This window comes from Amycolatopsis sp. NBC_01488, assembly GCF_036227105.1.
In the GTDB taxonomy this organism is placed as follows: domain Bacteria; phylum Actinomycetota; class Actinomycetes; order Mycobacteriales; family Pseudonocardiaceae; genus Amycolatopsis.
In genome coordinates this window covers 8,156,086-8,181,830 of the sequence record NZ_CP109434.1, presented here as the reverse complement: position 1 = coordinate 8,181,830, position 25,745 = coordinate 8,156,086, and the positions used below count along the sequence as shown (strand labels likewise).

At 72.3% G+C, this 25,745-nt stretch carries 25 protein-coding genes and 2 pseudogenes; 14 read left to right on the top strand and 13 right to left on the bottom strand.

The features are described 5' to 3' along the window. The first annotated feature begins 147 nt into the window (after positions 1-147). Positions 148-1,308, top strand: a complete 1,161-nt coding sequence (locus OG738_RS38415) for an LLM class flavin-dependent oxidoreductase (RefSeq protein WP_329048418.1) — start codon at positions 148-150, stop codon at positions 1,306-1,308. 89 nt (positions 1,309-1,397) lie between these two features. Here the strand turns inward: OG738_RS38415 and OG738_RS38410 are convergent. The 3 genes and pseudogenes from OG738_RS38410 to OG738_RS38400 form a co-directional block, all read right to left on the bottom strand. Continuing rightward, positions 1,398-1,559, bottom strand: a pseudogene (locus OG738_RS38410) (short-chain dehydrogenase); the annotation flags it as partial. Positions 1,560-2,245: 686 nt separating this feature from the next. Then, positions 2,246-3,439 (bottom strand): hypothetical protein, encoded by a 1,194-nt coding sequence (locus OG738_RS38405; RefSeq protein ID WP_329048416.1) that lies wholly within the window; start codon positions 3,437-3,439, stop codon positions 2,246-2,248. A 257-nt stretch (positions 3,440-3,696) separates the two neighbouring features. Further along, positions 3,697-4,647 (bottom strand): hypothetical protein, encoded by a 951-nt coding sequence (locus tag OG738_RS38400; RefSeq protein ID WP_329048415.1) that lies wholly within the window; start codon positions 4,645-4,647, stop codon positions 3,697-3,699. 301 nt (positions 4,648-4,948) lie between these two features. Between OG738_RS38400 and OG738_RS38395 the strand changes: the two genes are divergently transcribed. Continuing rightward, entirely contained in the window at positions 4,949-6,100 is a 1,152-nt protein-coding gene (locus OG738_RS38395) for an IS481 family transposase (RefSeq protein ID WP_329045404.1), read from the top strand. 54 nt (positions 6,101-6,154) lie between these two features. Here the strand turns inward: OG738_RS38395 and OG738_RS38390 are convergent, their stop codons facing one another. The 3 genes from OG738_RS38390 to OG738_RS38380 are packed head-to-tail and all read right to left on the bottom strand — an operon-like array spanning position 6,155 to position 7,903. Continuing rightward, positions 6,155-6,718, bottom strand: coding sequence for a PadR family transcriptional regulator (locus OG738_RS38390; RefSeq protein WP_329048413.1), 564 nt, complete (start codon positions 6,716-6,718; stop codon positions 6,155-6,157). 6 nt (positions 6,719-6,724) lie between these two features. After that, complete coding sequence (locus OG738_RS38385) at positions 6,725-7,114, bottom strand: nuclear transport factor 2 family protein (RefSeq protein ID WP_329048411.1); 390 nt, start codon at positions 7,112-7,114, stop codon at positions 6,725-6,727. Between the two features lie 45 nt (positions 7,115-7,159). Then, positions 7,160-7,903, bottom strand: a complete 744-nt coding sequence (locus OG738_RS38380; protein WP_329048409.1) for an SDR family oxidoreductase — start codon at positions 7,901-7,903, stop codon at positions 7,160-7,162. Positions 7,904-8,118: 215 nt separating this feature from the next. Between OG738_RS38380 and OG738_RS38375 the strand changes: the two are divergent. Both OG738_RS38375 and OG738_RS38370 read left to right on the top strand, forming a co-directional pair. Next, a pseudogene (locus tag OG738_RS38375) lies at positions 8,119-8,196 on the top strand (hypothetical protein); the annotation flags it as partial. Between the two features lie 223 nt (positions 8,197-8,419). Beyond that, the gene (locus OG738_RS38370; protein ID WP_329048407.1) at positions 8,420-8,917 is read left to right on the top strand and encodes a sigma factor-like helix-turn-helix DNA-binding protein; all 498 of its coding nucleotides are present in this window, start codon (positions 8,420-8,422) and stop codon (positions 8,915-8,917) included. Positions 8,918-8,921: 4 nt separating this feature from the next. On the opposite strand, the gene fadD8 is transcribed toward OG738_RS38370, so the two are convergent. Together fadD8 and OG738_RS38360 are read right to left on the bottom strand one after the other, a co-directional pair. After that, positions 8,922-10,517, bottom strand: coding sequence for a fatty-acid--CoA ligase FadD8 (gene fadD8, locus OG738_RS38365; protein WP_329048406.1), 1,596 nt, complete (start codon positions 10,515-10,517; stop codon positions 8,922-8,924). Between the two features lie 103 nt (positions 10,518-10,620). Further along, a complete protein-coding gene (locus tag OG738_RS38360; protein WP_329048405.1) occupies positions 10,621-11,037 on the bottom strand; it encodes a hypothetical protein in 417 nt (138 codons plus the stop codon). Positions 11,038-11,458: 421 nt separating this feature from the next. Between OG738_RS38360 and OG738_RS38355 the strand changes: the two genes are divergently transcribed. Then, positions 11,459-12,730, top strand: a complete 1,272-nt coding sequence (locus tag OG738_RS38355; RefSeq protein ID WP_329048404.1) for a sigma-70 family RNA polymerase sigma factor — start codon at positions 11,459-11,461, stop codon at positions 12,728-12,730. Between the two features lie 60 nt (positions 12,731-12,790). On the opposite strand, the gene OG738_RS38350 is transcribed toward OG738_RS38355, so the two are convergent. Continuing rightward, positions 12,791-13,426, bottom strand: coding sequence for a TetR/AcrR family transcriptional regulator (locus tag OG738_RS38350; protein WP_329048403.1), 636 nt, complete (start codon positions 13,424-13,426; stop codon positions 12,791-12,793). A 79-nt stretch (positions 13,427-13,505) separates the two neighbouring features. Between OG738_RS38350 and OG738_RS38345 the strand changes: the two genes are divergently transcribed. From OG738_RS38345 to OG738_RS38325, 5 genes are all read left to right on the top strand, one after another. Continuing rightward, on the top strand, positions 13,506-14,351 hold the full coding sequence (locus tag OG738_RS38345) for an NmrA family NAD(P)-binding protein (protein ID WP_329048402.1): 846 nt from the start codon (positions 13,506-13,508) through the stop codon (positions 14,349-14,351). Positions 14,352-14,407: 56 nt separating this feature from the next. After that, entirely contained in the window at positions 14,408-14,929 is a 522-nt protein-coding gene (locus OG738_RS38340) for a PadR family transcriptional regulator (protein ID WP_329048401.1), read from the top strand. Next, complete coding sequence (locus OG738_RS38335; RefSeq protein WP_329048399.1) at positions 14,926-15,609, top strand: ABC transporter ATP-binding protein; 684 nt, start codon at positions 14,926-14,928, stop codon at positions 15,607-15,609. The genes OG738_RS38340 and OG738_RS38335 overlap by 4 nt, the downstream gene beginning before the upstream one ends. Next, entirely contained in the window at positions 15,606-17,858 is a 2,253-nt protein-coding gene (locus OG738_RS38330) for an FtsX-like permease family protein (protein ID WP_329048398.1), read from the top strand. Before OG738_RS38335 ends, OG738_RS38330 begins: the two co-directional genes overlap by 4 nt. 170 nt (positions 17,859-18,028) lie before the next feature. After that, the gene (locus OG738_RS38325) at positions 18,029-18,850 is read left to right on the top strand and encodes a hypothetical protein (protein WP_442875837.1); all 822 of its coding nucleotides are present in this window, start codon (positions 18,029-18,031) and stop codon (positions 18,848-18,850) included. Between the two features lie 7 nt (positions 18,851-18,857). On the opposite strand, the gene OG738_RS38320 is transcribed toward OG738_RS38325, so the two are convergent. Beyond that, the gene (locus tag OG738_RS38320; RefSeq protein ID WP_329048394.1) at positions 18,858-19,241 is read right to left on the bottom strand and encodes a hypothetical protein; all 384 of its coding nucleotides are present in this window, start codon (positions 19,239-19,241) and stop codon (positions 18,858-18,860) included. 77 nt (positions 19,242-19,318) lie between these two features. Further along, positions 19,319-20,197 (bottom strand): alpha/beta hydrolase fold domain-containing protein, encoded by an 879-nt coding sequence (locus OG738_RS38315; protein WP_329048393.1) that lies wholly within the window; start codon positions 20,195-20,197, stop codon positions 19,319-19,321. Between the two features lie 130 nt (positions 20,198-20,327). Here OG738_RS38315 and OG738_RS38310 point away from each other — a divergent pair, with 130 nt between their 5' ends. Continuing rightward, complete coding sequence (locus OG738_RS38310) at positions 20,328-21,554, top strand: hypothetical protein (RefSeq protein ID WP_329048391.1); 1,227 nt, start codon at positions 20,328-20,330, stop codon at positions 21,552-21,554. Between the two features lie 101 nt (positions 21,555-21,655). Here the strand turns inward: OG738_RS38310 and OG738_RS38305 are convergent, their stop codons facing one another. Next, positions 21,656-21,856, bottom strand: coding sequence for a hypothetical protein (locus OG738_RS38305; RefSeq protein ID WP_329048390.1), 201 nt, complete (start codon positions 21,854-21,856; stop codon positions 21,656-21,658). Continuing rightward, positions 21,853-22,275, bottom strand: coding sequence for a DUF6010 family protein (locus OG738_RS38300; RefSeq protein WP_329048389.1), 423 nt, complete (start codon positions 22,273-22,275; stop codon positions 21,853-21,855). Before OG738_RS38300 ends, OG738_RS38305 begins: the two co-directional genes overlap by 4 nt. 128 nt (positions 22,276-22,403) lie before the next feature. Here OG738_RS38300 and OG738_RS38295 point away from each other — a divergent pair, with 128 nt between their 5' ends. From OG738_RS38295 to OG738_RS38285, 3 genes are all read left to right on the top strand, one after another. Further along, positions 22,404-23,054 carry a TetR/AcrR family transcriptional regulator gene (locus OG738_RS38295; protein WP_329048387.1) on the top strand — a complete coding sequence of 217 codons (651 nt, stop codon included), beginning with the start codon at positions 22,404-22,406 and terminating at the stop codon, positions 23,052-23,054. A 91-nt stretch (positions 23,055-23,145) separates the two neighbouring features. Continuing rightward, positions 23,146-24,618, top strand: coding sequence for an amidohydrolase family protein (locus OG738_RS38290; RefSeq protein ID WP_329048386.1), 1,473 nt, complete (start codon positions 23,146-23,148; stop codon positions 24,616-24,618). After that, on the top strand, positions 24,615-25,736 hold the full coding sequence (locus OG738_RS38285) for a M20 family metallopeptidase (RefSeq protein WP_329048384.1): 1,122 nt from the start codon (positions 24,615-24,617) through the stop codon (positions 25,734-25,736). The genes OG738_RS38290 and OG738_RS38285 overlap by 4 nt, the downstream gene beginning before the upstream one ends. The last annotated feature ends 9 nt before the right edge of the window (positions 25,737-25,745 follow it).

Genomic DNA, 25,745 nt, shown 5'->3' with positions numbered 1-25,745 from the left:
GACCGGCGTCTCAGCCGGCGAGGGCCATGTCGCGCGGACGCGGGCGGTGTCTGAGGCGATGCTGCTCCGTCCGGGCGACCTTCGGTAACGACGTCCTCGCTCTCGGGGACTGACTTCTCGGTGACCCCGACGACGCGGAGGCCGTGGATGAAGATCGACCTGTTCAACGAGATCCAGAACCCGCGGCCCTGGCCCGAAGGGCACGAACAGCTGCGGTTCCGGCAGGCCATCGACCAGGCCGTCCTCGCCGACGAGCTGGGTTACGGGTGCTGGTGGCAGGTCGAGCACCACGGCGCGGGGGAGTTCAGCCTGTCGTCCGCGCCCGAGCTGATGCTGGCGGCGCTTTCGCAGCGCACCAGCCGGATCCGGCTCGGCCACTCCGCGGTGCTCGCGCCGGGGAAGTTCAACCACCCGATCCGCGTCGCCGAGCGGGCGGCGACGCTCGACCACCTCAGCGGCGGCCGGGTGGAGCTCGGCTTGACCCGCTCGACGATCCCGGAGTGGCGCCTGTTCGGCATCGAGCCGGACGACGCCCGCGCGCAGACGCAGCAGGCGTTCGAGATGGTGCCGAAGATGTGGACGTCCGAACGCTTCTCCTACGAGAGCGACGCCTACCGCGTCGACGGCGCCGGGATCGGGCCGAAGCCGCTGCAGCGGCCGCACCCGCCGCTCTGGCAGGCGGCGGCGAGCCCGGCGTCGTTCGAGGAGGCCGGCCGCCGCGGCGTCGGCGTGCTGGGCACGACGATGTGGGAGTCGCTGGAACGCGCCGGCCGCCTGGTCGGCCTGTACCGCGCGGCGGCCGCGCAGTGCACGTCGCCCGTCGGGGCGTTCGTCAACGACCAGGTCGGATTCTTCACGTTCGTCCACTGCGCGGACACCGACGAGGAAGCGATGCGCAACGGCGCGGCGGCGGCCGCGGCCTGGTACACGGTGACGGCGTTGACGTTCTTCGAGGCGGCGACGGAGTTCGTGCGCGCCAACGCCCGCAACGAGGAGCTGGTGAAGTCGCCCGGCCTCACGGGCGACTTCCTGCGCGGCGAGGCGGCGAACGTGCCGTCGGAGGCGAACCTGCTGATCGCCCGGATCCTCCAGGGCGAGCAGGTGCCGGACGACGAGGTCTTCGAAGTGCTGAGCGCGCAGGACTCGCTGATCGTCGGCAGCCCCGAGACGTGCCGCAAGAAGCTGCGCGCGTACGCCGACCTGGGCATCGACCGGATGATGTGCCTGCAGCAGATCGGCGGCATCCCGCACGAGAAGGTGCTGAAGAGCATCCGCCTGATCGGCGAGCTGATCCCCGACCTGGCCTGACGTTCGGTGGGGCGGCCGCGGCCGCCCCGCCGGTCGAAGTCCGCCTCGGAGACCGAGTCGAGCCGCCCGGCGCCGCCCATCGCCGCGTTGTTGAACGCGCCGTCGAGCCGGCCGAACCGCGCGACCGTCGCCGCCACGAACGCGTCCACATCGGACGCCGACGAGACATCGCCGGTCGTGTGGGCGACATCGAAATCCGAAAGTTCCGCAGCCAGCTCGGCCAAGGGTGCTTCGGTGCGGGCCACCAGCATCACCGACGCGCCGTCCGCGGCGAACACCCGCGCCGCGTCCGCGCCGACCCCGAACCGGCCCCGACGACCAGGACCACCTTTCCGAACAGGTGATCATGTACCCCTAGAACCCGGTAAGACCCACATGCACGAAGGCCAGCAAGGAACCAGGCCCGACAAGCAGGCAAATCCCCAAGCCGCCCCACAGCGGCTCATCCCGGCGAACCATTGCAACGAGCAGCCCGACGGCAGCGCCAACGACGCCGACAAGAAGAGTCAGTACAACAGTGGGCATGGGAAAGTCCTCCGAGCAGCAGTGAGCACGACGCCGGAAACGACGCTGCAGAAAGAGATTCAGCTCACGAAGGACGGCGGAGCACGACTGGACCGAACAGGCGTAGGGACGCCAGCCGAAAAAGCGGAGATCGGAAAGACGAGAGGCCCCGACGAAGTCGAGGAAAACCCAGCGGAAGAAGGAAAGACGGCCCAGGGGATCGAAGCGACAGGCACCCGCGGCACCGCATGCCGAGCGGAGGCAAGGGTGGGTGACTGCGCGGTGGCCACAGCCGGACCGTCGAAGGACGCCGACGAAGGCTGGACGACAGGCGCCGCGAAGAGGATCAGCAGGACAGCGAGCAGCAACCCGAGACGGTGTCCTCGTCTCGGGTCGCGCTGCTGTCCGAAGTGTCCGATACGGCCACGCTACCTCAGCCGCCGCCGTACGTCGCCTGCGTCACCGCGAAGACGTTGCGGTTGCCCGCGCCTTCCTGCAGGGACCACAGCAGGTCGGCGCTGGTCGAGTCCTCCCAGTAGGACAGGCTTTCGCCGCTGCCCACCCAGGAAAACGTCGACGGCCCGGCGGTCGGCGTCCAGTAGTAGAGCTTCTTCTGGCCGGAGGAGTTGAACCACCAGCGGCCGTTGTGGGACGCGACGCCGTTGAGGTTGTACCAGGGCAGCTGCAGCGCCTGGCTCGCCGTCGTCGTCGCCGCGAAGACGCCCGAGGTGAACGGGTAGCGGATCGCGCGCGGGGCGCGGTTCGGATACCCCGTGCAGCCGGACTGGCAGGTGTACTCCGTCATGACGATCGAGCTGCTCACCCGGTCGAGCGAGATCGACGACCACGCGAGGTTCGTGCCCGACGTCGTCTGCGCCGTGATCGTGCCGACCTGCGGCAGGACGTACGCGTAGTTGTGGGCGTAGTACGTCGTCCCGCTCTGGTGCCCGATCTGGTCGGCCGTGCCGCCGGTGTCCGTCTTCAGGATCTTCCGCATGTCGAAGACCCGCATGCCCTTCCCGGTGTCGGCGACGTACAGGTAGTCGCCGTACCAGGAGACACCGCCGGCGTGGATCGGGATGTCCTTGAAGTCGGGCGCCGCCGCCGTGCCGGTCGGCTCGACGAGCAGGACCTTGCGGTACTTGTTCGGGTAGGTGGCGTCCCAGTCGACGAGGGTGATCCGGCTGCGGGCCTGGTCGCCGTCGCAGCCGTCCTTGGTGTACCAGCTGACCAGGACGAGCTGGTGCCCGTCGTAGTTGCCGCTGTTCGCGGTGCCGACCGCGTCGCGGCTGGTCGTGATGCCCTGCGGGTAGTTCGCGCAGTCGGAGTTGTCGCCGCTGTCGAACTGGAACCCGGTCGAGAGCCCGCCGACGGAGAACGACGACGGCAACGCCGTGCGGTCGTGGTTCGCGTTGTCCATGACCGTGTGGACGGCGGCGGTGCCCAGCGTCGACACCAAAGCCGTGGTGACGGTGTCGAACTGGTGGTAGTTCGCGGTCAGGGTGTACTGCGAGGCGGGCAGGGCGGTCGGCCCGGCCGCGGCGAAGGCGGCCGGCGGAGCGACCACCAGGCCCGCGAGGACGCCCGCCGCGAGGACGGCTTTGCCCCATCGATGGCGCGATGACATGAGACCCCCAGTGGTCCGATCAAAGCCCGGTCCACGCTGGAACCAGGCGAGGTGAATGGGCAACAGCTTCGTGGTGAAGAGGGGAAGATCTTTTCCGTGACGTCTCACATTGAGACCGGTGAGGGCCAGGAGGCGTGCTGTGCTCACAGCCATGGAGTCCGAACCCGATCCCGGCGCGCACCGGACGTGCTTCGAGCGCGCCCTGGTGCCCGCCGGGTGGCAGATCGATTTCGAGAACGCCGCCGCGACGACCGCGGTCACCAGCTCGACGGCACGTACGCCCAGCCGAGGTAGTCGGAGCGCTGCGCGTACGTGCTCGTCTGGTACACCGACGGGCCGGTGCTGATCGCGACGCCGCCGCCGAGCGCGAGCATGATGTGCCCGTTGCTGGTCGTGCTGGTGAAGAACACCGCCGCGCCGGCCGGGGCGACGGAACCGGTGTGGATGCGGCCGTTGGCCTTCTGCCACTGGTAGTGCGCGGTGGCCGAGGCGAACCGGGCGCTGGTGCCGAAGGCGCGCTCGACGAACAGCTCGCACTGGTTGTTCCAGTCGGTGTGGCCGAGGCGGGCCTTGGCGAACGCGATGGCGCTGTCGGCCCGCGGGTCCGCCGGGTTGGCCGAGCCTCCCGGCTCGAGGCCGTCGGTGTCGCAGTGCGGGACGCCGCCGACGAAGCCGTCGGTCCCGGTCTTGACCATGGCGTCCGGCACCCAGAGGTGGTCGCTGGTGAAGTCCCAGATCTCGTCCGACGCGGTGGCCTGGCAGACCACCGGCACCGAAGCGCCGGTCAGGTACTTGTTCGCGACGCTGCCCGCCGCGTCCGCCGCGTCGCCCTTCTGCGCGCGGCCGTTGAGGTCGGCCTTGGCCGGGAAGGCGTGCGGCGTCGTGCACTGCGGCGCGACCATCGACGTCGAGCCGGTCTTGACGTAGGCGTCGGGCACCCACAGGCCGTCGGTGGTCAGGTCCCAGATGCTGCTGCCGCCGTAGGCCGGGCCGGTGTCCTGGCACGCCAGCGTCACCGCCGTGCCCGAGGGATACATGTTCGCGATGCGCTGCTCGCCGACCGCGACGTCCGGGTCCTTGACGGTACGACCGTCCACTGTGGTCGTGACGGGGTAGGCCGACGCGGCCTGCGCCGCGGGTGCGGCCAGCCCGGTCAGCGCGACGCCCAGGCCGATCGTGGCCACGGCCGCCTTGAGGGTGGTTTTCACGTTTCCTCCATCGGGATGTCCGGCGGATCGTCGGCGGCCGCCGTACAAGAGCCGTACAAGCGGGCCGGCCGGGAGCCGCTGACCTGCTCGTCGAGACCGCCGACACCGAACGGGTGGCCGCGATCGTCGGCATGAGCTGACCCCGGTCGTGAGTGAGAAACAGCGTTCTAACCCTGTGCCGCAGCTCAGGACATCGCCGACAGTTGATGTCTCAGGACATCGCGGACACTGATCGGCCTGTCGGTGTGGTGACCAGGGCTTTTGTGGTGATCATGCGGCGATGGGCAGAACAGGGTTTTCGATGGATCCTGAGTTCGTCGCCGCGGTCGCGCAGGCCGCTCACGGCGAGAAGATCAACGTGGCGCGGTTCTGCCACGAGCACGGCGTGTCCCGGGACACCTTCTACAAGTATGTAACCCGGTTCCGCACGGAGGGAGCCAGCGGGTTCACCCGCCGCAGCACTGCCCCGCACCACCGCCCCAGCACCCTCAGCGCGGCGGTGGCCGAGGCGGTGCTGCGGGCCCGCAAGGAACTGGCCGAGGCAGGCCTCGACAACGGCCCGATCTCCATCCGCTGGCGGCTGAAGGACGCCGGGGTCACCCCGGTCCCGTCGCGGGCCTCGATCCACCGGATCCTGTGCGCCCACGGCCAGATCGTCCCGCAGCCGCGCAAGAAACCCCGGACCCGGCGCCGGTTCACCTACGCCGACCCCAACGGCTGCTGGCAGATCGACGGCATGGAGCACCACCTCGCCGACGGCACCAAGGTCTGCATCCTCCAGATCCTCGACGACCACTCCCGCCTCGACGTCGGCTCCTACGCCGCCCCCGGCGAAACCACCGCCGACACCTGGACCGCGCTACAACACGCCTTCGCCGGCTACGGCGTACCTGTAAAACTCCTGTCCGACAACGGGCTCGCCTTCACCGGCCGCCACCGCGGCTGGATGGTCGAACTGGAACGCCACCTCGCCGAACTCGGGGTCACCAGCATCGCCTCCACCCCGCACCACCCGCAGACCTGCGGCAAAAACGAACGCCTCCACCAGACCTTGCAGAAATGGCTCGCCGCCCGACCACCCGCCAAGAACCTTGCTGCCCTGCAACAGCTTCTCGACGAATACCGACAGGAGTACAACAACCGCCGCCACCAAAGCCTCGACGGCCAGACACCCCAGCAACGCTACGACGCCCGCCCCAAAGCCACCCCCGCCACCGGGCCCCGCCGGCCCAGCGGCGTCACCACCCGCCCCGTCTCCGCCACCGGCGTGATCGCCTTCTCCGGCTGCTCCATCGTCCTGGGACGCACCTGGGCCGGGCACGCCGCCACCGTCTACTGGCAAGGCGACCGCGTCACCGTCATGGTCGACGACACGGTCGCCCGCCAACTCACGCTAGACCGCTCGGTACGCTACCAACGCCTCACCAACCAGAAACTGTCCGGGAAGTCCTGAGACATATCTGTCCGATATGTCCTGAGACAGCGCACAGCGTTCTAACCCTGTTTCTCACTCACGACCGGTGGCCCGGCGTTCGAGGATCTTCAGGGACTGTTCGCACCAGCGGAGGTTTTCCCGCTCGAACGACAGGCCCCGCATCAGGGTTAGGTACGGTCCGACGCGCTCGGCGTCGGCGAGGTAGTCGTCCTCGAAGCGGCCGTCCAGCAGGGTCGCGCGGAGGCGCTCGTAGCGGGCGATCTTCGCCTCCGCGCGGGACATCCGGTCCTTCAGCGCCTGGCGGACCGCCGCTTCGTCGCCGGTGTCGACCGCCTGGACCTGGATCAGCAGCTCGTCGCGGATCACGCCCGGGCGGGGCGGGCCCGCGGTGAAGTCGTGGAGGGCCCGGTGGCCCGCCTCCGTCAGGGAGAACAGGCGCTTGTCCGGCCGCTTCTCCTGGTGGACCAGGCGGGCGCGGGCGAGGCCGTCCGCGGCCATCCGGTCCAGCTCGCGGTACAGCTGCTGGGGCGTCGCCGGCCAGAAGTTCGCGACCGACGCGTCGAAGCCCTTCGCCAGGTCGTAGCCCGATGCCTCGCCTTCGAGGAGCGCCGCCATCAGCGCGTGCCGGAGAGCCATAGTGAACTAGTTGAGTGCTTCGCGTTGGATCTGCTCGAACTGCGCCGCCATCGCCGCCGATAGCGCCTGCGCGGCCGACAGCGGGCGGACCATCACGGTGAACTCGTCGATCAGGCCGTCGTCGTCGAAGTGGAGGAAGTCGCAGCCTTCGACGCGCGCGTCGAAGATCCGGGCCTCGAAGACGAGCGCGTGGTCGCGGCCTTCCCCGCCGCTCAGCTCGCGGACGTACCGGAAGTCCTCGAACACCCGCAGTACGCCGCGCAGGATCGCGGCCGTGATCGCCTTGCCCGGGTACGGCTGGAACGCCACCGGGCTGCGGAACACCACGTTCTCCGCCAGCGTCGCCGCCATCGCGTCGGGGTCACGGGCCTCGACGGCCTTCCGGAAGCTGGTCATGCCTCACCTCAACTACTCAACAAGTTGAGTATCAGCGTACTCCGGTCACGACCGGGCCAGCCAGTCGGCGAGCTTCGTCTCCGCGAGCTTCGCGCCCGATCCGGGCAGGAGGTCCCGCGGCCCCGGCACCGCGCCGAAGTACGGCGCCTTCGGGTCGGTGACGACTTCGCGCGGGTCCTCGCGCGCGGTCAGCACGGTGCGCACCCACTCGTCGAGGCCGAACACCTCCGGGCCGGCGATCTCGGTGAGGCCGCCGACCGGCTGCCCGGCCGCGGTCCGCGCGACGGCGGCGGACACCTCGGCCGCCGCCATCGGCTGGACGCCCGCGCCCGGCAGCCGGACGACGCCGTCGGTGGTCGAGGTGTCCGCGATCCCGCCGGCGAACTCGAAGAACTGCGTCGCCCGCACGATCGAGAACGGCAGGCCCGACTCGGTGATCAGCTTCTCCTGCGCGACCTTGGCGCGGAAGTAGCCGACGTCCGGCTGCCGGTCCGTGCCCACCACCGACAGCGCGACGTAGTGCCCGACGCCCGCTTCCTTCGCCGCCGCGACGAGGTTCCCGGTCGAGGTGCGGAAGAAGTGCATGACGTCGTCGTCGGCGAACGACGGCGAGTTCGACACGTCGATCACGACGTCCGCGCTCAGCAGCACCTCCTTCAGCCCTTCGCCGGTGAGGGTGTTCACGCCGGTGCTGGGGGCGGCGGCGACCGCCTCGTGGCCGTGCCCGGCCAGCCGCGTGACCACGTTCGTGCCGATCAGGCCGGTTCCGCCGATGACGACGACCTTCATGTCCCGTTCCTTCCGCTCGGCGCCCGCCCGGACGGCCCGGGACGGGTGCGCACCAGCGAAGACAAGACAGCGCTCTCGTTCGTGACAACGGACGGCGGATACGCTGCCGGAGCCGCCGTCGGAAGGGATGCGCACGCGTGGAGGACACCGGCCTGGAGGACGCGGCCGCCGTCTTCGCGGACGTCCGGCCGCGCCTGTTCGGCATCGCCTACCGCATGCTGGGCAGCGCCGCCGACGCGGAGGACCTGCTCCAGGACGTGTGGCTGCGCTGGCAGGCCAGCGACCGGGCCGCGGTGCGCACCCCCGCCGCCTACCTCGCGACGACGACCACCCGGCTGGCGATCAACGCGACCAAGACGGCCTACGCGCGGCACGAGACGTACGTGGGCCCGTGGCTCCCGGAGCCCGTCGACACGTCGGCCGACCCCGCGCTGGGCGCCGAGCGGGCCGCCGCGCTGGAGCTCGCGGTGCTGCTCCTGCTGGAGAAGCTGACGCCCGACCGAGCGCGCGGCCTACGTGCTGCGCGAGGCGTTCGACTACCCGTACCGCGAGATCGCCGAGATCGTGCGCACCAGCGAGGCCGCGGCCCGTCAGCTGGTCAGCCGCGCGCGCAAGCACCTCGCGGCGGAGCGGCGCACGCCGGCCGCGCCGCCCGAGCAGTGCCGGCTCCTGACCGCGTTCGTGACCGCGGCACAGGAAGGCGACTTGTCGACACTGGAAGAGCTGTTCGCGGCCGACGTGATCAGCTACTCCGACGGCGGCGGCGTGGTCCGCGCCTCCCGCATCCCGGTGCGCGGCGCGACGACCGTGGCGAAGTACCTCCGCGCCTTCCACGACCGGTTCTGGGTGGGCGTGACGGTGACCCCGGCGATGGTCAACGGCGCGCACGCGATGCTGCTGTCACGCGACGGCGAGGTGTTCACGGTGCTGACGGTGACCGCCTCGGCGGAGGGCATCGACCAGGTGCTGTGGATGATGAACCCCGGCAAGCTCAAGGCGGTCGCCGCCGGATAACGCCCTACACGCTCGCGCGCCGGGGCTCGTACTGGGCGCGCAATGCCTTCTTGTCCGGCTTGCCCAGCCCGGTCATCGGCAAGGATGCCGCGACGATCACCTGCTTGGGCACGTGCACCGGGCCCTTCCGCTCGCGCACCGCCGCCTGGATCTCGCCGGTCAGCTTCTCGATCGCGGCGTCGTCAGAGGCCGCGTCGGACCGCAGCACCACCACGGCCGTCACCGCTTCGCCCCACTTCTCGTCCGGGGTGCCGATTACGCCGACCTGCGCGATCGCCGGGTGCTCGGCCACCACGTCCTCCACCTCGCGGGGGAACACGTTGAAGCCGCCGGTGACGATCATGTCCTTCACCCGGTCGACGATGAACCAGAAGCCGTCCTCGTCCTCGCGGGCAACGTCGCCGGTGTGGAGCCAGCCGTCGCGGAACGTCTCCGCCGTCACCTCGGGCAGGTTCCAGTAGCCGGCCGCCAGCAGCGGGCCCGCCACGCAGATCTCGCCCGGTTCGCCGGGGGCGACCGGATTGCCGTCGGTGTCGAGCAGTGCCGTGCGCAGGAACGCCGACGGGCGGCCGCACGACGACAGCCGCGCGTCGTCGTGATCGCCCTTGGCGAGGTAGCTGATCGCCATCGGCGCCTCGGACTGGCCGTAGTACTGCGCGAAGATCGGGCCGAACCGGTCGATCGCCTCGCGCAGCCGGACCGGGTTGATCGACGCCGCGCCGTAGTACACCGTCTGCAGCGACGACAGGTCGCGCGTGCGCGAGTCGGGGTGATCCATCAGGGCGTAGAGCATCGTCGGCACCAGCATGGTCGCCGTGATCCGCTCCTCCTCGATGATCCGCAGGACGTCGGCGGGGTCGAACTTCGGCACGACGACCAGTGAGCCGCCCTTCAGCAGCGTCGGCGCGAAGAACGCCGCGCCCGCGTGGGAAAGCGGCGTGCAGATGAGGAACTTCGGCGCTTCGGGCCACTCCCACTCGGCGAGCTGGATCTGCGTCATCGTCGCCATCGCCTGCGCGGTGCCCATGACGCCCTTGGGCTTGCCGGTCGTCCCGCCGGTGTAGGTGATCGAGACGACCTGGTCCGGCGGCAGAACGGCGGGCTTCAGCGGGCCCGGCTCGAACTTGGCGGCGGTCGCGGTGAGGTCCGTGCCGACGTGGGCGAGCGGCTCGGGCACCGGCCCGATGGTGAGCACCTGGGTCAGCCCCGGCACCTTGTCGAGCAGGCCGAGCGCGCGCTCGACGAACATCGGCACCGGGTCGATGATCAGCGTGGTGATGCCGGCGTCGCCGAGGATGTAGGCGTGGTCGTCGAGCGAGCCCAGCGGGTGCAGCGCCGTCCGCCGCGACCCCTGCAGCTGGCCGGCCGCGATGATCAGCAGGACCTCGGGGCGGTTCAGCGACAGCAGCGCCACCGCCGCGCCCGTGCCGGCGCCGAGCTCCTCGAAGGCCTGGGCGTACTGGCTGACCTGCTCGGCCGTCGCGCCGCCGGTCATCGTGGTCTCGCCCAGCACCATCACCGGCGCGTCCCGGTGGCGCTTCAGGGCGGAGACGACCAGATGCCCGAGGTGGTTCGGATACCGCATCGCCTGCTCGTCCATCCCGGTCCCTTCCACGGCGTCGAACTAGAACACGTTACTGTTCTATGCCCTGGGCCGCGGTGACGCAAGGGCTGGGCCGTGGTGAAGCCCGGAGGAACAGGTTTCAGTGGTCGATGCCGGTGGCGTCCACCGTGTAGACGTTCTCCGGGCTCACGGTGACGGTCGCCCACGGCTGCGCGACGCCGGCCGGGCAGGAGACCGCGCTCCGGTTGTACGCGACGCGGGACACCCCGTCCGGCGTCTTCGTCACCGACTGCTCGACGGTGCCCAGCCAGGTGCACGCCGGGTCGAGCACCTGGTGGTCGGCCGACAGCGAGATGGCGAGGATCGCCGGCCCGTGCGCGCACCACTGGACCCGGAAAGCGTAGGACCACGCCCCGGCGGCCGCGAGCTGCACCGGGGCGGTGGTGTAGCAGGCCGTTCCTTCCGCGTTCGCCGCGGTGCCCGTGACGAGCGAGGTGGTGGCGAGCAGTCCCGCCGTGGCGGCCGCGAGCGCGCCGAACCGATGTCCGATGGTCATGGTTTCCCCCCTGAGTACCGGTCGTGCACCCACTGTCCCGGCCGGGCGGCCGCGCCACAAGACGCCGATCGGCGCAGCGGTCATGCGTCCGGACCGCTTGCGCTGCCTGCGAAAACACGTCGTAGGAGAGCGTGTCGGAGCCGAGGTCCACGGCGCCGCGGCGCACACTGTCCACATCGGACACGGGCGCGGTCGCCACCGCCCTTCGTCGCTACCCGGCCGGTCGCGCCGGGGCAACGACCGGCCGACGGCGCGGGCGGAAACCGCGCCGGAGTGCTCAGTCGCCTGACAAGACGCGGGTCCGGGATACTCACCGCGGAAGAAACGGGGCTTTCGCGGCCGAAACCTTGCGCCGGGCCTCGTGGTGGACGACTATCGCGGAACGTTGTGCACGTGCAAGCGCACGGGCAAGGGGGTGTGGGTGACCGAGGTGGCACCGGCGGTGGCCGGGACGGCGGACGTCCCGAGTGACGCGGTCTTGATCCAGGCGGTGCGCGGCGGGGACAACGACGCGTACGGCCAGCTCTACGACCGGCACCTGGTCGCGGCCCGCCGGGTGGCGGCCACGATCGCGTCGGGCGAGGCGGAGCGGGACGACCTCATCGCCGAAGGATTCACCCGCGTGCTGCGGATCCTGCAGTCGGGCGAGGGCCCGGACGAGGAATTCCGGCCGTACCTGCTCACCACCATCCGGAACACGCTGATCAGCTGGCGCCGGCGCGACTCCGCGCTCTCGCTGGTCGCCGAGGTGCCGGACATCCTGCCGAGCGAGGGCAGCGACGAGCCGGTGGGCAGCCGGATGCACGGCATCGTCGCCGCGGGCGCGTTCGCGAGCCTGCCCGAGCGGTGGCGGGCGGTGCTGTGGCGGACCGAGATCGAGGGCGAGTCGCCGGCCAAGATCGCCGAGGACTTCGGGATGACGCCCAACGGCGTCGCCGCGCTGGCCTACCGCGCCCGGGAAGGGCTGCGGCAGGCGTACCTGGACCAGCACGTCCCCGAGGCGCGGCGGCGCACCTGCCGGATCGTCTCCGGCCAGCTCGCCCGCTGGGTGCGCGACGGCGTCGGCGACCACAAGGCGCACCGGATCACGACCCACCTGGACCGCTGCCCGGACTGCCGGAAGCTGGCCACCGGCCTCCGGGAGCTCAACCAGGAGCTGCCCGCCGCCGTCGCCCCGCTCATCCTGGGCATCCCGGTCGTGACGCACTGGCTGACCGCGTCCGGCTCCGTCGCCTCGTCCGGGGCGGCCGCCAGCACCGGGGCCTCCGCGCTTTCGTGGGCCACGGCGGCGAAGGTGGCCGCCGCGAGCGCGGCGCTCGTCACGACCGTCACGATCGGCGCGAGCACGTCCGACATCGCGCCCGCGCCTCCGGCGACCGGCGCCGACGGCTCGACCTCGCAGCCGGTGGGAACCCGGCCCGCGGCGGGCGTACCGGCCGGCGGCGACCGGCGGTCCTCGTCGGACGCGCAGCTCACGTCGGTGCCGCCCACGCCGGAGTCGTCCGTGGCCGGCTCGGCGGCCGGGGACCAGGCCGAGACGACCGGCGCCGGCGGGACGGCCGCGACGGACAAGCAAGCGGCGAAGCAGGAGTCGAAGCAGGCCGCCAAAGAGTCGAAGGCAGCGGCGAAAGAGTCGAAGCAGGCCGCCAAGGAGTCGAAGAAGGCGGAGAAGACGAAGCAGCCGACGGGATGACCCCGCCCCACGGCGGAACCGGGTCCTGCGGCCGGCAACCACGCCGCGAGTCCGGGTGGCTCAGTCGCGGTCCAGCCACTCCGCGAGCAGGGCGCGCTCGGCGCCGGTGAGCTTCGCCAGTTCCGCCGGGGCGGCGGGCGGTACCGGCGCGCCGGTGACGATCCGGGCCAGCACGGCTTCGAACAGCGCGTCGGCGACGCCCGGGTCCCGGTGTTCCGGCGCCCGGGCCAGCGCTGTGAGCACGGCGCCGGTGCCGGCGGCGTGGATCAGGTCCACCGCAAGGGATTCGGGGACGCGGAGCCGGCCGGTCTCCGCGACGCGGTGGACCCGGGCGCGCAGCACCGCCAGCCCCGCCTCGGCCGCCGGTGACGTCCGGCCGGGCGTCACGAGCAGGCCGAACAGGACCGCGTTCGCCAGGCCGAAGGCGAGGTGCGCGTCCCAGCCGGCGCGGAGGTCCTCGACCGGGTCGCCATCCTCCGCGACCGCCTTCCCGGCGACGTAGGCGGTGAACACGTGCTCGGCGACGGCGTCGAGCAACGCGTCCTTGTCCTCGAAGAAGCGGTAGAGCGCCGGCGGCTGCAGGCCCGCGGCCTGCGCGACCGCACGGATGGTGAGCGCGGCCGCGCCGTCGTCGCCGAGGAGCCGCGCGGCGGTCTCGACGATGTGCGCCCGCGTCTCGCTTCGGCTCTTCACCATGGTTCCGATGGTAACGCATGTTCGCTATCAGTGGTGCTAACGTGGTTAATATCGACGTTAAGCACCGAGAGGATCCACCATGATCGTGATCACCGGCGGAAGCGGCAAGCTCGGCTCCCAGGTCGTCGAACGGCTGCTGCGGCGCGTCCCGGCCGAGCAGGTCGGGGTCAGCGTCCGCGAGCCGGGGCGGGCGACCGGCCTCGCCGAGCGCGGGGTGCGCGTGCGGCGCGGGGACTTCGCCGACCCGGACTCGCTCGCGTCGGCGTTCGAGGGGGCGACGCAGGTCCTCGTCGTCTCCACCGACGAAACGGGCGAGGAGGCGCGGCGGCACCATGCCGCGGCGATCGACGCCGCGCGTGACGCCGGCGCCAAGCGCGTGCTGTACACGAGCCACCAGGCCGCGGCCGGCGACTCGCTCTTCGCGCCGATGTCCGACCACGCCGCGGCCGAGCGGCACCTGGCGGCGGCCGGCCCGGCGTTCACCGCGCTGCGCAACGGCTTCTACGCCGCCACTGTCCCGCTGCTGCTCGGGCAGGCGCGGGAAACCGGCGAGCTGGTCGCGCCGGCCGACGGGCCGGTGTCGTGGACCGCGCACGCCGACCTCGCCGAGGCCGCGGCGGTCGTCCTCGCCGACGAGGGCCGCTTCGACGGACCGACGCCGCCGCTGACCGCGCCGGTCGCGCTCGACCTCGAGGACGTCGCGGGACTGCTCAGCGGGAGCACCGGGCGCACGATCCGGCGCGTCGTCGCCGACGACGACGAGTGGGTGGCCGGCCTGACCGCGCACGGCGTGCCGGAAGGCCAGGCGGCGATGCTGCTCGGCATGTTCCGCGCCGCCCGCCGGGGCGAGTTCGCCACCACCGGCTCCGACCTCGAAGACCTGCTCGGCCGGCCCGCGACACCGCTGCGGGCGATCCTCGGCTGATCACTATGAACGGGGTGTATAAACCCCGGCTATACACACCGTGTAGAGTCCGCCGCATGTCGATCGGACACACCCTGCTCGGGTTGCTGGAGAACGGGCCACGCCACGGCTACGACCTGAAACGCGCCTACGACGACCGGTTCGGGCACGACCGCCGCGTCCACTACGGCCAGGTCTATTCGACGCTGGCCCGGCTGCTGAAGCAGGGGCTCGTCGAGGCCGACGGGATCGAGGCCGGCGGCGGCCCCGAGCGGAAGCGGTACGCGATCACCGAGGCCGGGGTCGCCGACGTCGGCACCTGGCTGGCGACCCCGGAAAAGCCGGAGGCGTACCTGCAGAACACGCTCTACACCAAGGTCGTGCTCGCCCTGCTCTCCGGCCGCCCGGCCGCCGACGTCCTCGACGTCCAGCGCACGGCCCACCTCGACGCCATGCGCGAGCTGACCCGCCGCAAGACCCGCGGCGACCTCGTCGACCAGCTCGTCTGCGACCACGCGCTGTTCCACCTGGAGGCCGACCTCCGCTGGCTGGAGCTGACCGCGGCCCGGCTCGACCAGCTGGCGAAGGAGATCGCGTGAGCACCGACGTCCTGCTGGAGGCCGCGGAGGTGCGGAAGGCGTACGGGCCGACGGACGCGCTGACGTCGGCGAGCCTGCGGGTGCGCGCGGGCGAGGTGGTGGCCCTGATGGGCCCGTCCGGGGCCGGCAAGTCGACGCTCCTGCACTGCCTCGCCGGGATCGTCCGGCCCGACCAGGGCACGGTCCGCTACCAGGGCGCCGACCTCGCGCTGCTGTCCGACCGCGTGCGCTCGGCGTTGCGCCGCACCGACTTCGGGTTCGTCTTCCAGTTCGGCCGGCTCGTCCCCGAGCTGACCTGCCTGGAGAACGTGGCTCTGCCGCTGCGGCTGAACGGCGAGCGCGGCCGCGTGGCGGCGCGGCGCGCCCGGGAGATGCTGGGCGAGCTCGACCTCGCGGACGTGGCGGGCAAGCGGCCGGGCGAGGTGTCCGGCGGGCAGGGCCAGCGCGTGGCGGTGGCTCGCGCGCTCGTGACGGGCCCGCGCGTCGTCTTCGCCGACGAGCCGACGGGTGCGCTGGACTCGCTCAACGGCGAGCAGGTGATGCAGCTGCTGACCACCGCGGCGCGTGAGCGGGACGCGGCGGTCGTCCTCGTCACGCACGAGCCGCGCGTCGCCGCGTACTCCGACCGCGAGGTCGTCGTGCGCGACGGCCGGACGCGCGAGCTCGAGGTGATCCGGTGATCCGGCGCTGGGCCACCGATCTCGCGCTGGGGATGCGCCTCGCGCTGGGCGGCGGCGGAGCGCGCACCGCCCTCGTGCGGCTCACGCTGACGGCGGTCGGCGTCGGCCTCGGCGTCGCCGTCCTGCTCACCGCGACGTCGGTGCCGAACCTGCTCGGCGCCCGCGACGACCGGGCCGCCGCGCGCGTCCTCGTCGAGGGCGCGGCCGTCGGCGGCGTCGACCCGATCCAGGTGGCCGGCCGGCACGACGAGTTCCGCGGTCGCGGCCTGCAGGGCTACCTCGTGCAGCCCACCGGGCCGCGGCCGCCCGCCGCGCCGGGCGTGGACCGGCTGCCGGGGCCGGGGGAGGCGGTGCTTTCCCCGGCGCTGGCGGAGCTCCTGCGGTCGCCCGAAGGCGAGCTGCTGCGCCCGCGGTTCCCGCACCGGGTGATCGGGACGATCGGGTCCGCCGGGCTGACCGGCCCGAACGAGCTGTACTTCTACGTCGGCTCCGACACCGTCGCGCGGCAGCCGGACGTCTCCCTGGTGAGCCGGTTCGGGGCCGGGACCTCCCGCCGCGACCTGACCTCGCTCGAACTGCTGCTGGTCGTGGTGGGTGCGACGACCTGCCTGGTGCCGGTGTTCGTCTTCGTCGTCACCAGCACCCGGCTCGCCGCGGCGGCCCGGGACCGGCGGCTCGCGGCACTGCGGCTGGCCGGCGCGGACCGCGGCCAGGTGCACCGGATCGCGGCCGGCGAGGCGCTGCTCGGCTCGCTCGCCGGAATGCTCGCCGGCGTCGCGCTGTTCCAGCTCATCCGCGTGCTCGTCCCGGCGATCACCGTGGACGCCTTCCGCGGCGGCCTCTTCGGCACCGACGTCGTCCCGGACTGGCGGCTCGGCGTCCCGGCCCTGCTGGCGCTGCCGGTGCTGGCGTGCGCGGCGGCCGTGTTCGCGCTGCGGCAGGTCGTCATCGAGCCGCTGGGCGTCGAGCGGCGGGGCACGCGGACCCGGCGGAAACTGGGCTGGCGCCTGCTTCCCGCGGTCGCGGGCGGGGCGCTGCTGGTGACCGGGTCCGCGGGCGCCGAGACTTACCGGGCCGGCAACCCCGCCGTGATCGCCGGCGTGGTGTTCGTCCTCACCGCCGTGCCGCTCCTGTTGCCGTGGGTGGTCGAGCGGGTCGCGGGCCTGCTCGGCGGTGGCTCGCCCGCGTGGCTGCTGGCCGTCCGCCGCCTCCAGCTGGACAGCGCCACGGCGGCCCGCCTGGTCAGCGGCATCGCCGTGGTGCTGGCCGGATCCATCGCGCTGCAAGGGGTCTACGCCCGCACCGAGAGCGAGCTCCCCGCGCCGCGGGACATCCGGGTGCTCGCGACCTACTACGCCACGAGCGTCGCCGACGGCGAGGCGTTCACCGCCGCCCTCCACGCGCTGCCCGGGCTGGCCGGCGTGCCGGTGCGGACCGGGTCCCTGATCGAGACCGCGTCCGGGGAACGCACGTCGTTCGTCGTCGCGAGCTGCCCGAAGCTGCGGGCCGAAGCCGGCGTCGCCGACTGCCGCGACGGCGACGTCTACGCCGCGACGACCCGCAGCAGCTCCGTGCCGGCGCCGGGGGAGCGCGTGTGGTTCTCGGAAGTCCGGCGGGCCCACCGGGCCGACGCTCCCCAGTGGACGGTGCCGGCGGTGCACCGCGTGCCGATGTACGGGGAGGACGCGGCTGAGCTGGTCGTCACCCCGGCCGCGCTGGCGTCGGCGTCGGGTGCCGGGCTGACCGTGAACGCGACCCTGCCCGCCGCCGACGCCGACCAGGTGGAGCGCGTCCGGAACGTGGTGGGGTGGAACGGATCCGTCGACTCGCTGGCGACCGGGCGGGACGGGACGTACGCCCTGATCACGCACGTGCTGTCGGTCGGTTCGGTGCTGGTGCTGCTGTTCGTCGCGGGCAGCCTGCTGGTCGCCGCGTGGGAGCAGCTGCGCGAACGCCGGCGCAGTCTCGCGACGCTGACGGCGAACGGCGTCGGGCGCGGCGTCCTCGCCCGGTCCCTGGTGTGGCAGCTGGCCATTCCGGTGGCGGTGGCGGTGCTCGTCGCCGTGCCCGCCGGGCTCGCCCTCGACTGGCTGGTGCTCACGTTCGTGGTGCACCGCCCGATGGCGGCCGACGTGCCGTCGATCGCCCTTCTGACGGTGACCGCCGTCGCGGCAGTGCTGCTCGTGACCGCGTTGACCCTGCCGGCGTTGTGGCGGACCACGAGCCTGGAGAATTTGCGCGAAGAATGACCTTGAAGAAGGTCGGGTCCGGTTGTTTCCGGACCCGCCCTCGCCCGTGAAGTCTTTTCGGTATGCCGATTTCGCCCTAAAAGGCGCCCTTTCCGCCGTTGTGGCGTTATCCTCTTCGCGCGATCGTGAATACGTCGATATCCGCCGCCGCACGATTTCGAGGCAAGCCGATGCGTACCATGTATGACGCTGTCACCGCGGGGAACATCCTCGAGAAGGACGGCCGGCCCGTGCTGGTGGCCGGGTACGTCGACCGGATCAAGCTCGCGCCGTGGAGCGCCGACGACTGGGCGCTCTTCCCGGACGCCCTCAAGGTGCGGATCGTGAAGAAGGCGTCGACCGACGACGGGCACGTCCTCGACGTCGAACTCGGCGACGCGACGCCCGAGCAGGCGCCGGGCTGGGCCCGGCGGCGGCGCGAATCGGGGTTCGCGCACCCGGTCGTCTACTGCAACCGCTCGACCTGGCCGAAGGTGAAGGCCGCGTTCGCCGCCCAGGGCGTCGAGCCGCCGTTGTACTGGATCGCCACGGCCACCGGCCGGCCCGAAATCCCCGATGGCGCGATCGCCGCGCAGTACCTGCTCGACGTCGCCCCCGGCATCGACATCTCCGTCGTCGCCGACTTCTGGCCCGGCGTGGATTCGCCGGGCTCGCTGACCGCCGCCGAACCGGAAGTGGAGCTCATGGAACGCATCACCGTCACCCCGCCCAACGCCGGCCAGAACACGGTCCGGCTCAACCTGTCCGGCAGCACCGGCGCCGCCGTCGTCGTCCGCCCGCGGATCAACGGCGACGGCCTGTCGAAGCCGATGTGGGTCGGCAACATCTTCGCGTGGGGCTCGGACCGGGAAGGCATCGGCCACAACCCCAAGTCCGACCCCGGCTACGACGACCGGCTGACGTCCCACCGCCGCTTCGCCCTGCCGGGCGCGGTGTGGGCCGACCTCGAGTACAGCGCCGCGGAGCCGTTCGAGATCGACGTCGTCGGCTGACCGGCGCTCAGGCGGTCAGCCAGTCGGTGCACCACCACGCGTTCTGCTTCTGGCACGCGCGGAACTTGGCCACCGGATTGGCCGCCGTGCCCGGCGTGATCGCGCTGCAGCCGGAACTGCTGCCGTTGGCGTCGTCGACCCCGCCGGTCGCACCGTTGCGAAGCCGGTACTCCGTGCGGAATCCGTAGCCGTCGCTCGCGGTGTCGCAGGAGTACACGCGGGTGTGGCCGTTGGTCACGCCGCCGTAGCCGCAGCGGAACTGGCCCTGGTAGAGACAGCCGTACACCTCGCCGACGGCGTCGTGCGCCGACGCGGCGGGCGCGACGGCGACAGTTCCGGCGAAGGCGAGCAACGCCGCGGCGGCGACGGTGGACAGGTGGCGGTTCGGCACGCTTCCTCCTGGGGTCTCCGGGTGTGCGGTCCGCTCACTCCGGAGGCGCGCACCCGGTTGGTGCCCGACCCGGGATGTCACCTGTTCGGCGTAGCGCGTCCGGGTGTCGCCGTGAGGTGGTTGCGGAGGAAGGCGATCCCGGCGTCGGTGACGTGCCGGAGCTTCCGTTCGCCGTAGAAGTGGCCCGCGCCGTCGAGGCGGATCAGGTCGGCGTCGGCACCGGCGCGCCAGTAGGCGGCGACCAGTGCTTCGCTGTGGGCGATCGGGATCCCGGCGTCGTCGGTGCCGTGGGCCAGCAGGAGCGGCGCCGCGGTGGCGGACGCGTGCAGCAGCGGGCTCGCCGTCGGGCCGGGGAGCCAGTCGTGCGGGTCGTGACCGGTGCTGTGCAAGGGAGAACCCGCCGGCGGCGGCGGGATGCGCGTGAAGTCGGTCGGCGGGCTCCACGCGACGGCCGCGCCGACGCGGCTCGACGGGCCGGTGATCCCGAGGTCCCCTTCGAAGCCGTCGTCGTCCGCGGTCACCGCGAGCATCGCGGCCAGGTAGCCGCCCGCCGAGTGCCCCCACGCCGCGACCCGCCCGGCGTCGAGGCCGAGGTCCCCGGCGTGGTGGCGGACCCACCGCACGGCGGCCTTCACATCGTGGACCTGCGCGGGGAAAGCGGCCTCGCGCCCGTGCCGGTACTGGGCCCGCGCGACGGCGAACCCGGCCGCCACCAACCGATCCGCGACCCGGTCGCCCAGCAGGCTGTGCTTGTGCGACCCGGCCGCGGGTGCCCCGCCGTAGAGGTACACGACGACCGGATGTCCGGCGGCGGCCGGGCTTCCGGCCGGGACGACGAGGTCGAGCAGCAGCGGCCGGTACCCGGCGAGCGGTGCCACGAGTGCGTCCCGGTAGGACACTCGCGTCGCGGTCCGTTCGGCCCGGGGCAGGGTGAGCGGGGCACGGGAAGTGAGCACCCCACCACTATCGGGGCACACCGGTCAGGACGGCCAGCCGTACCAGGATGCGAGAGCGAGCACCGGCTGATACAAGAGCCGGGCGGGCGAGTGTACGGAATTTGGACCCGCGTCTGGCGCAATGCCGCCCATGCGAACTCCGAAGATCCTCCTCCTCGCGCTGGCCGTGGCGGCCGGCGCGCTGGCGCTGCCCGGGACGGCGAGCGCCGCCTACAGCGACCCGCTGACCACGACGACCAAGCAGAACCTCGTCTGGCACGCCACGCCGGCCGCCGCGCTGACGGCGCTGGACAACGCGCTGCCGAACGTCAGCCTCAACACCGTCGTCAACGACCCCAGCTACGCGATGACCGGCTGCACGGCCGCCGAGAAGGCCGCGTTGCCCAAGGCGCCGACGGCGACGAAGTCGCTGTGCTGGGACGCCGACCGCGCGAGCACGACGACGTGGAGCCCGCAGGGCATCACGACCTCCGGCGACGCCGACGACGACGGCCTGTGGGGCGCGGACAAGATCATCCTGTCCGGCTGGCACGGCACCGACGCGCTCGGCCGGTACAACGACGCGCGGATCCAGGCGATCAACTACGACGACCCCGCTTCCGCCGCGCACCGGATGCTGTACCTGGCCGTGCCGAACAGCACCGGCAGCAGCTTCTCCGCGGCGCAGGCGCACATGGGCGGGATGGCCTGGTACGGCGACAAGATCTACGTGACGGCCGAGGGCAGCACGTCGACCGCGATCCGGGTGTTCAGCACGAAGCACATCCTGCAGATGACCGACACGACGTCCAACGCGATCGGCAAGACGTCCGGCGGGTATGCCGCGTACACCTACAAGTACGCGATGATGCAGGTCGGCTACTACACCTACGCCGGTGGTACGTGCAGCATGTCCTCCGACACGGGCGTGCCGTGCTTCTCGTCGATGTCGCTCGACCGCAGCACCACCCCGGCGTCGATCGTGACGACGGAGTACTTCTCCGACCAGAGCCTCCACGGCCGCCTGTACCGGTTCCCGATGGGCGCGGACTACCTGCTGACCGGCACGGCGACCGAGGCCTTCCGCAGCTCCGTGGGCAACATGCAGGGCGTCCTGTCCCACGACGGCAAGTGGTACGTCGCGCACAGCTCGGCGACGATCAACGGCCAGCTCTGGGCCCAGACGACCGCGGCGAGCACGTCGGCGACCTGTGGCACCACGACGGCCTGCTGGGCGGTCCACCCGGAGGCGCTGACCTACGACTGGTCGACGGGCCTGGTCTGGTCCCAGTCGGAGTGGTCGACGGCCGACTGCACGGCGCAGAACCAGACGTGCGGGCGGTCGGTGTTCGCGGTACCGCTGACGTCGCTGGGCTAGCCGGTGAGCAGGGCCGTTCCGAGCGCCGTGATCAGGTAGCGGACCTGGCGCCCGGAGCGTTCCCGCTCGACCAGCCCGTAGCTTCCCGCGCTGGTCCGGGACTAACCGCCGGGGTGGCCGCAGGCGTAGACGTTCGCCGCGGCCAGCCGGACGCAGGCGGGGCACGTGTTCACCGGGCGGTCTCGGCGGCCGTAGTACGGGTGCCGGGCGCCGCACAGCGCGATGAGCACTTCGCCCGGCTGCGGGTCGGGGTGGCACCGCGGGCAGAAGGCGTGCGCGGCGCGTTCGACTTCGGTGCTCATGTCCGCTCGGGTACCCGCGGCTCCGGCGCGCCAACCCGCCGGAACCACCCGGTGACCGACCGGCCGCCGGTGAAGCACCAGATCGCGATCACCGGGTCGCAGATCGCGCAGCCGAACGACGAGTCGTGCGCGAACGGCAGGATCGGGTGGCCCTTCAGGTGGTGGACGACGTCCCAGCCGGTGTGCAGGAGCCAGCCGACGCCGATGAACGTCCACGAGTCCAGCCCGCGGAACGCGACGTACGTCATCACCGCGCAGAACGCCAGCTCCCACGGCCCGAGGGCGCCACCGGAGAGGTAGGCCGCACCGGCGCCGCCCACCATGACGGCGTTGATCTTCCGCCGGTGCGGTTCCGGGATCAGCGAGCTGAGCAGGACGTAGACGAGGCCGATGAAGATCGGCGCGAGCACTGCGATCATGATCGACCACGCTAGGAACGGCGGCCTCCCGAGGCCAGTGGCTGTCCGGCCACGCTCCGCCGATTTTTCGCCAGCGCGGCGGCTCCGTAAGGTGGGGGGCCGGCGTGGATGATCAGGTGGTTGCGAACATGAACGTGAAGGCGGCCCGCGCGAGTGCGACGCGGGAGAGCATCCTCGTGACGGCCGAGCGGCTGTTCGCGGAACACGGGGTGCAGGTGGTGTCCAACCGGCACATCAGCGAGGCCGCCGGCCAGGGCAACAACGCCGCCGTCAACTACCACTTCGGCACCAAGGTCGACCTGGTCCGCGCGATCGTCCGCAAGCACGCCGAGCCGATGGAGCGGCTGCGCGCGGAGCTGGTCGAGGCCACCGGCGACGACGCCGGCCTGCGGGAGTGGGTGGCCTGCCTGGTCCGCCCGAGCACGACGTACCTGCGGGAGCTGGGCGCGCCGACGTGGTTCGCGCGGTTCAGCGCCCAGGTGATGACCGACCCGGCGCTGCGGGCGATCATCGCGGAGGAGTCCCTGGCGTCCCCCGCGCTCGCCCGCGCGGTGGAGGGGCTCAACCGCTGCCTGGACGGCCTGCCGGCGGACGTCCGCGCCGAGCGCAGCGACATGGCCCGCCAGCTGATGATCCACATGACGGCCGAGCGTGAGCGCGCGCTGGCGGAGGGCACCCCGACGCCCCGGGCGACCTGGGACGACGCGGGGACGGGCCTGATCGACGCGGTCACCGGCCTGCTCCTGGCCCCGGTGACGCCGGTTCGTCCGCGCGGCTGAACCGCGCCGCCCCGATTCGTCGCCGCGGACCAACGGCCGGGCCCCGAATCCCCCTAACGTCGCCGGGAAGCGACGACGAGGAGGCGGACGGGTGCACACACTCTTGCGGGGCGGCCGGGTCGTGGACCCCGGGAGCGGCTTCGACGGCGTCGCCGACGTGCTGCTCGGCGCCGGCCGGGTCGAGGCCGTCGGGCCGAGCCTCGCAGCGCCGGGCGCCACCGTGGTCGACGTCAGCGGGCTCGTCGTCGGGCCCGGGTTCGTCGACCTGCACAGCCACGTGCACTCCATCGCCGGGCAGCGGCTGCAGGCCATGGACGGCGTCACCACCGCACTCGACCTCGAAGCCGGCCTCATGCCGATCGACCGCGCCTACGCCGAGGCCGCCGCGGCCGGACGTCCGCTGCACTACGGCTTCTCCGCCTCCTGGGGCGCCGCCCGGGCGCAGATCCTCGCCGGCATCGCCCCCGACGCGAGCATCGACAGCGGCCTGGCGGTGCTCGCAAACCCGCGGTGGCAACGCAGTTCCACCAAGACCGAACTCACCGCGTGGCTTTCGCTGCTCGAAGCCGAACTCGCGAACGGCGCCCTGGGCATCGGCGTCCTGATGGGCTACGCGCCCGCGACCGAGCCGGGCGAGTTCATGGCCGTCGCGCACCTCGCCGCGAAGGCCGGCGTGCCCACCTACACCCACGTCCGCGAGCTGGTCGAGGTCGACCCCGCGATCCCGGTCGACGGCTCGGTGGAGATCGCCGTCGCCGCGGGCGAGACCGGTGCCGCGATGCACCACTGCCACGTCAACAGCACCTCCGGCCACCACATCGACCGGGTCCTCGCCACCCTCGACACCGCCCGCCGCGAAGGCTCGCGCGTCACCGTCGAGGCCTACCCGTACGGCGCGGGCAGCACGGCGGTCGGCGCCGCCTTCCTCGAACCGGATCGCTTGCGCCTGAAGGGTTTGCAGCCCTCGAGCGTCGTCATCCTCGAAACGGGGGAGCGGGTCCGCGACGAAAGCCGCCTGAACGAGCTGCGGCGGCAGGACCCGGGCGCGCCGTGCCTCCTCGAGTTCCTGGACGAGACCGACCCCCGCGACCGTGGGCTGCTGCACCAGGCGCTCGCGTTCCCCGATGCCGTCGTCGCCAGCGACGCGATGCCCGTCTACTGGACGGACGGCCGCACCGAAAGCACCGAGTGGCCGCTGCCCCCGGGCGGCACGACGCATCCGCGGACCGCCGGCACCTTCGCCAAGACGCTGCGCCTGATGGTCCGCGAAGCCGGGGCGTGGAGCTGGCTCGAAGCGTTCCGCCGCTGCTCGTACCTGCCGTCGCGCATCCTCGACGACGTCGCGCCGCACGCCCGCGGCAAGGGGCACCTGGGCGTGGGCGCGGACGCCGACCTCGTCGTCCTCGACCCGGAGAGCATCACCGACACCGCGACCTACGCCGACCCGACCCGCCCGTCCGTCGGCGTCCGGCACCTGTACGTCGGCGGGGTTCCCGTGGTCAGCGAAGGAAACCTGGACACCGGCGCGCTGCCCGGCCGGCCGCTGCGAGGTGAGCCGCGGTGATCGAGGACATCGGGACGCTCGTCCGCTGCGAGTCACCGTCGAGTGACCACGACGCCGTCGCGCGCAGTGCCGAAGCCGTCGCCGGGATCGGGCGACGGCTGCTCGGCGCCGAGCCCGAACGCCTCGTCACCGACGGCTGCACCCACCTGCGCTGGCGGTTCGGCGACGGCCCGCCGCGCGTGCTGCTGCTCGGCCACCACGACACCGTGTGGCCGCTGGGTTCCCTGCGCACGCACCCCTTCGAAGTCCGCGACGGCGTCCTGCGCGGGCCGGGCTGCTTCGACATGAAAGCCGGCGTCGTGATGGCCCTGCACGCCGCCGCGGCGCTACCGGACCGCGGCGGCCTCTCGGTCCTCGTCACCGGCGACGAGGAGATCGGCTCGCCGCTGTCCCGCGCCCTGATCGAGGAGGAAGCCAAGACCTGCGACGCGGTCTTCGTGCTCGAAGCGTCGGCCGACGGCGGCGCCCTGAAGACCCGCCGCAAAGGTGTTTCCCGGTACCGGATCGAGGTCGAGGGCCGCGCCGCGCACGCCGGGCTCGAACCCGAAAAGGGCGTCAACGCGGGAATCGAGGTCGCCCACCAGATCCTCGCGGTGGCGGCGCTCGCCGACGCGGACCGCGGCACCAGTGTCGTCCCGACCGCGCTGACGGCCGGGACGACGACCAACACCGTGCCCGCCGCGGCGAGCGTCGCGGTCGACGTGCGGGCGTGGGACGCGGCCGAGCAGCACCGCGTCGACGCGGCTATCCGGAGCCTGCGGCCGCACCTGCCCGGCGCGGCGATCCGCATCGACGGCGGCGTCAATCGGCCGCCACTGGACGCGAAGGCGTCGTCGGGACTTTTCGCGCTCGCCAACGAACTCGCGGCCGGGACGCTCACCGAGGCGGCGGTCGGCGGCGCCTCCGACGGCAATTTCACCGCGGGACTGGGCATTCCGACGCTCGACGGCCTCGGCGCGGTCGGCGGCGGTGCCCACGCCGACCACGAACACGTCGTCGTCGCCGAGCTGCGGCGCCGGACCGTGCTGCTCACCGCCCTCGCCGAAACCGTGCTGGCGCACCGGAGTTCGTCCGCGCCGACGAACACGCGGGGCGAATCCGGTACGGGACAACGGTGACCGGCCGGC

Excerpts from the sequence above, each read along its gene's own strand:
- OG738_RS38295 (WP_329048387.1), top strand. The coding sequence starts at position 22,404 with ATGAACGTGAAGGCGGCCCGCGCGAGTGCGACGCGGGAGAGCATCCTC.
- OG738_RS38380 (WP_329048409.1), bottom strand. The coding sequence starts at position 7,903 with ATGAAGGTCGTCGTCATCGGCGGAACCGGCCTGATCGGCACGAACGTG.
- OG738_RS38305 (WP_329048390.1), bottom strand. The coding sequence starts at position 21,856 with ATGAGCACCGAAGTCGAACGCGCCGCGCACGCCTTCTGCCCGCGGTGC.
- OG738_RS38395 (WP_329045404.1), top strand. The coding sequence starts at position 4,949 with ATGGATCCTGAGTTCGTCGCCGCGGTCGCGCAGGCCGCTCACGGCGAG.
- fadD8 (WP_329048406.1), bottom strand. The coding sequence starts at position 10,517 with ATGGACGAGCAGGCGATGCGGTATCCGAACCACCTCGGGCATCTGGTC.
- OG738_RS38405 (WP_329048416.1), bottom strand. The coding sequence starts at position 3,439 with ATGTCATCGCGCCATCGATGGGGCAAAGCCGTCCTCGCGGCGGGCGTC.
- OG738_RS38340 (WP_329048401.1), top strand. The coding sequence starts at position 14,408 with ATGTCGATCGGACACACCCTGCTCGGGTTGCTGGAGAACGGGCCACGC.
- OG738_RS38350 (WP_329048403.1), bottom strand. The coding sequence starts at position 13,426 with ATGGTGAAGAGCCGAAGCGAGACGCGGGCGCACATCGTCGAGACCGCC.
- OG738_RS38360 (WP_329048405.1), bottom strand. The coding sequence starts at position 11,037 with ATGACCATCGGACATCGGTTCGGCGCGCTCGCGGCCGCCACGGCGGGA.
- OG738_RS38345 (WP_329048402.1), top strand. The coding sequence starts at position 13,506 with ATGATCGTGATCACCGGCGGAAGCGGCAAGCTCGGCTCCCAGGTCGTC.
- OG738_RS38300 (WP_329048389.1), bottom strand. The coding sequence starts at position 22,275 with ATGATCGCAGTGCTCGCGCCGATCTTCATCGGCCTCGTCTACGTCCTG.
- OG738_RS38385 (WP_329048411.1), bottom strand. The coding sequence starts at position 7,114 with ATGACCAGCTTCCGGAAGGCCGTCGAGGCCCGTGACCCCGACGCGATG.
- OG738_RS38325 (WP_442875837.1), top strand. The coding sequence starts at position 18,029 with ATGCGTACCATGTATGACGCTGTCACCGCGGGGAACATCCTCGAGAAG.
- OG738_RS38390 (WP_329048413.1), bottom strand. The coding sequence starts at position 6,718 with ATGGCTCTCCGGCACGCGCTGATGGCGGCGCTCCTCGAAGGCGAGGCA.
- OG738_RS38415 (WP_329048418.1), top strand. The coding sequence starts at position 148 with ATGAAGATCGACCTGTTCAACGAGATCCAGAACCCGCGGCCCTGGCCC.
- OG738_RS38310 (WP_329048391.1), top strand. The coding sequence starts at position 20,328 with ATGCGAACTCCGAAGATCCTCCTCCTCGCGCTGGCCGTGGCGGCCGGC.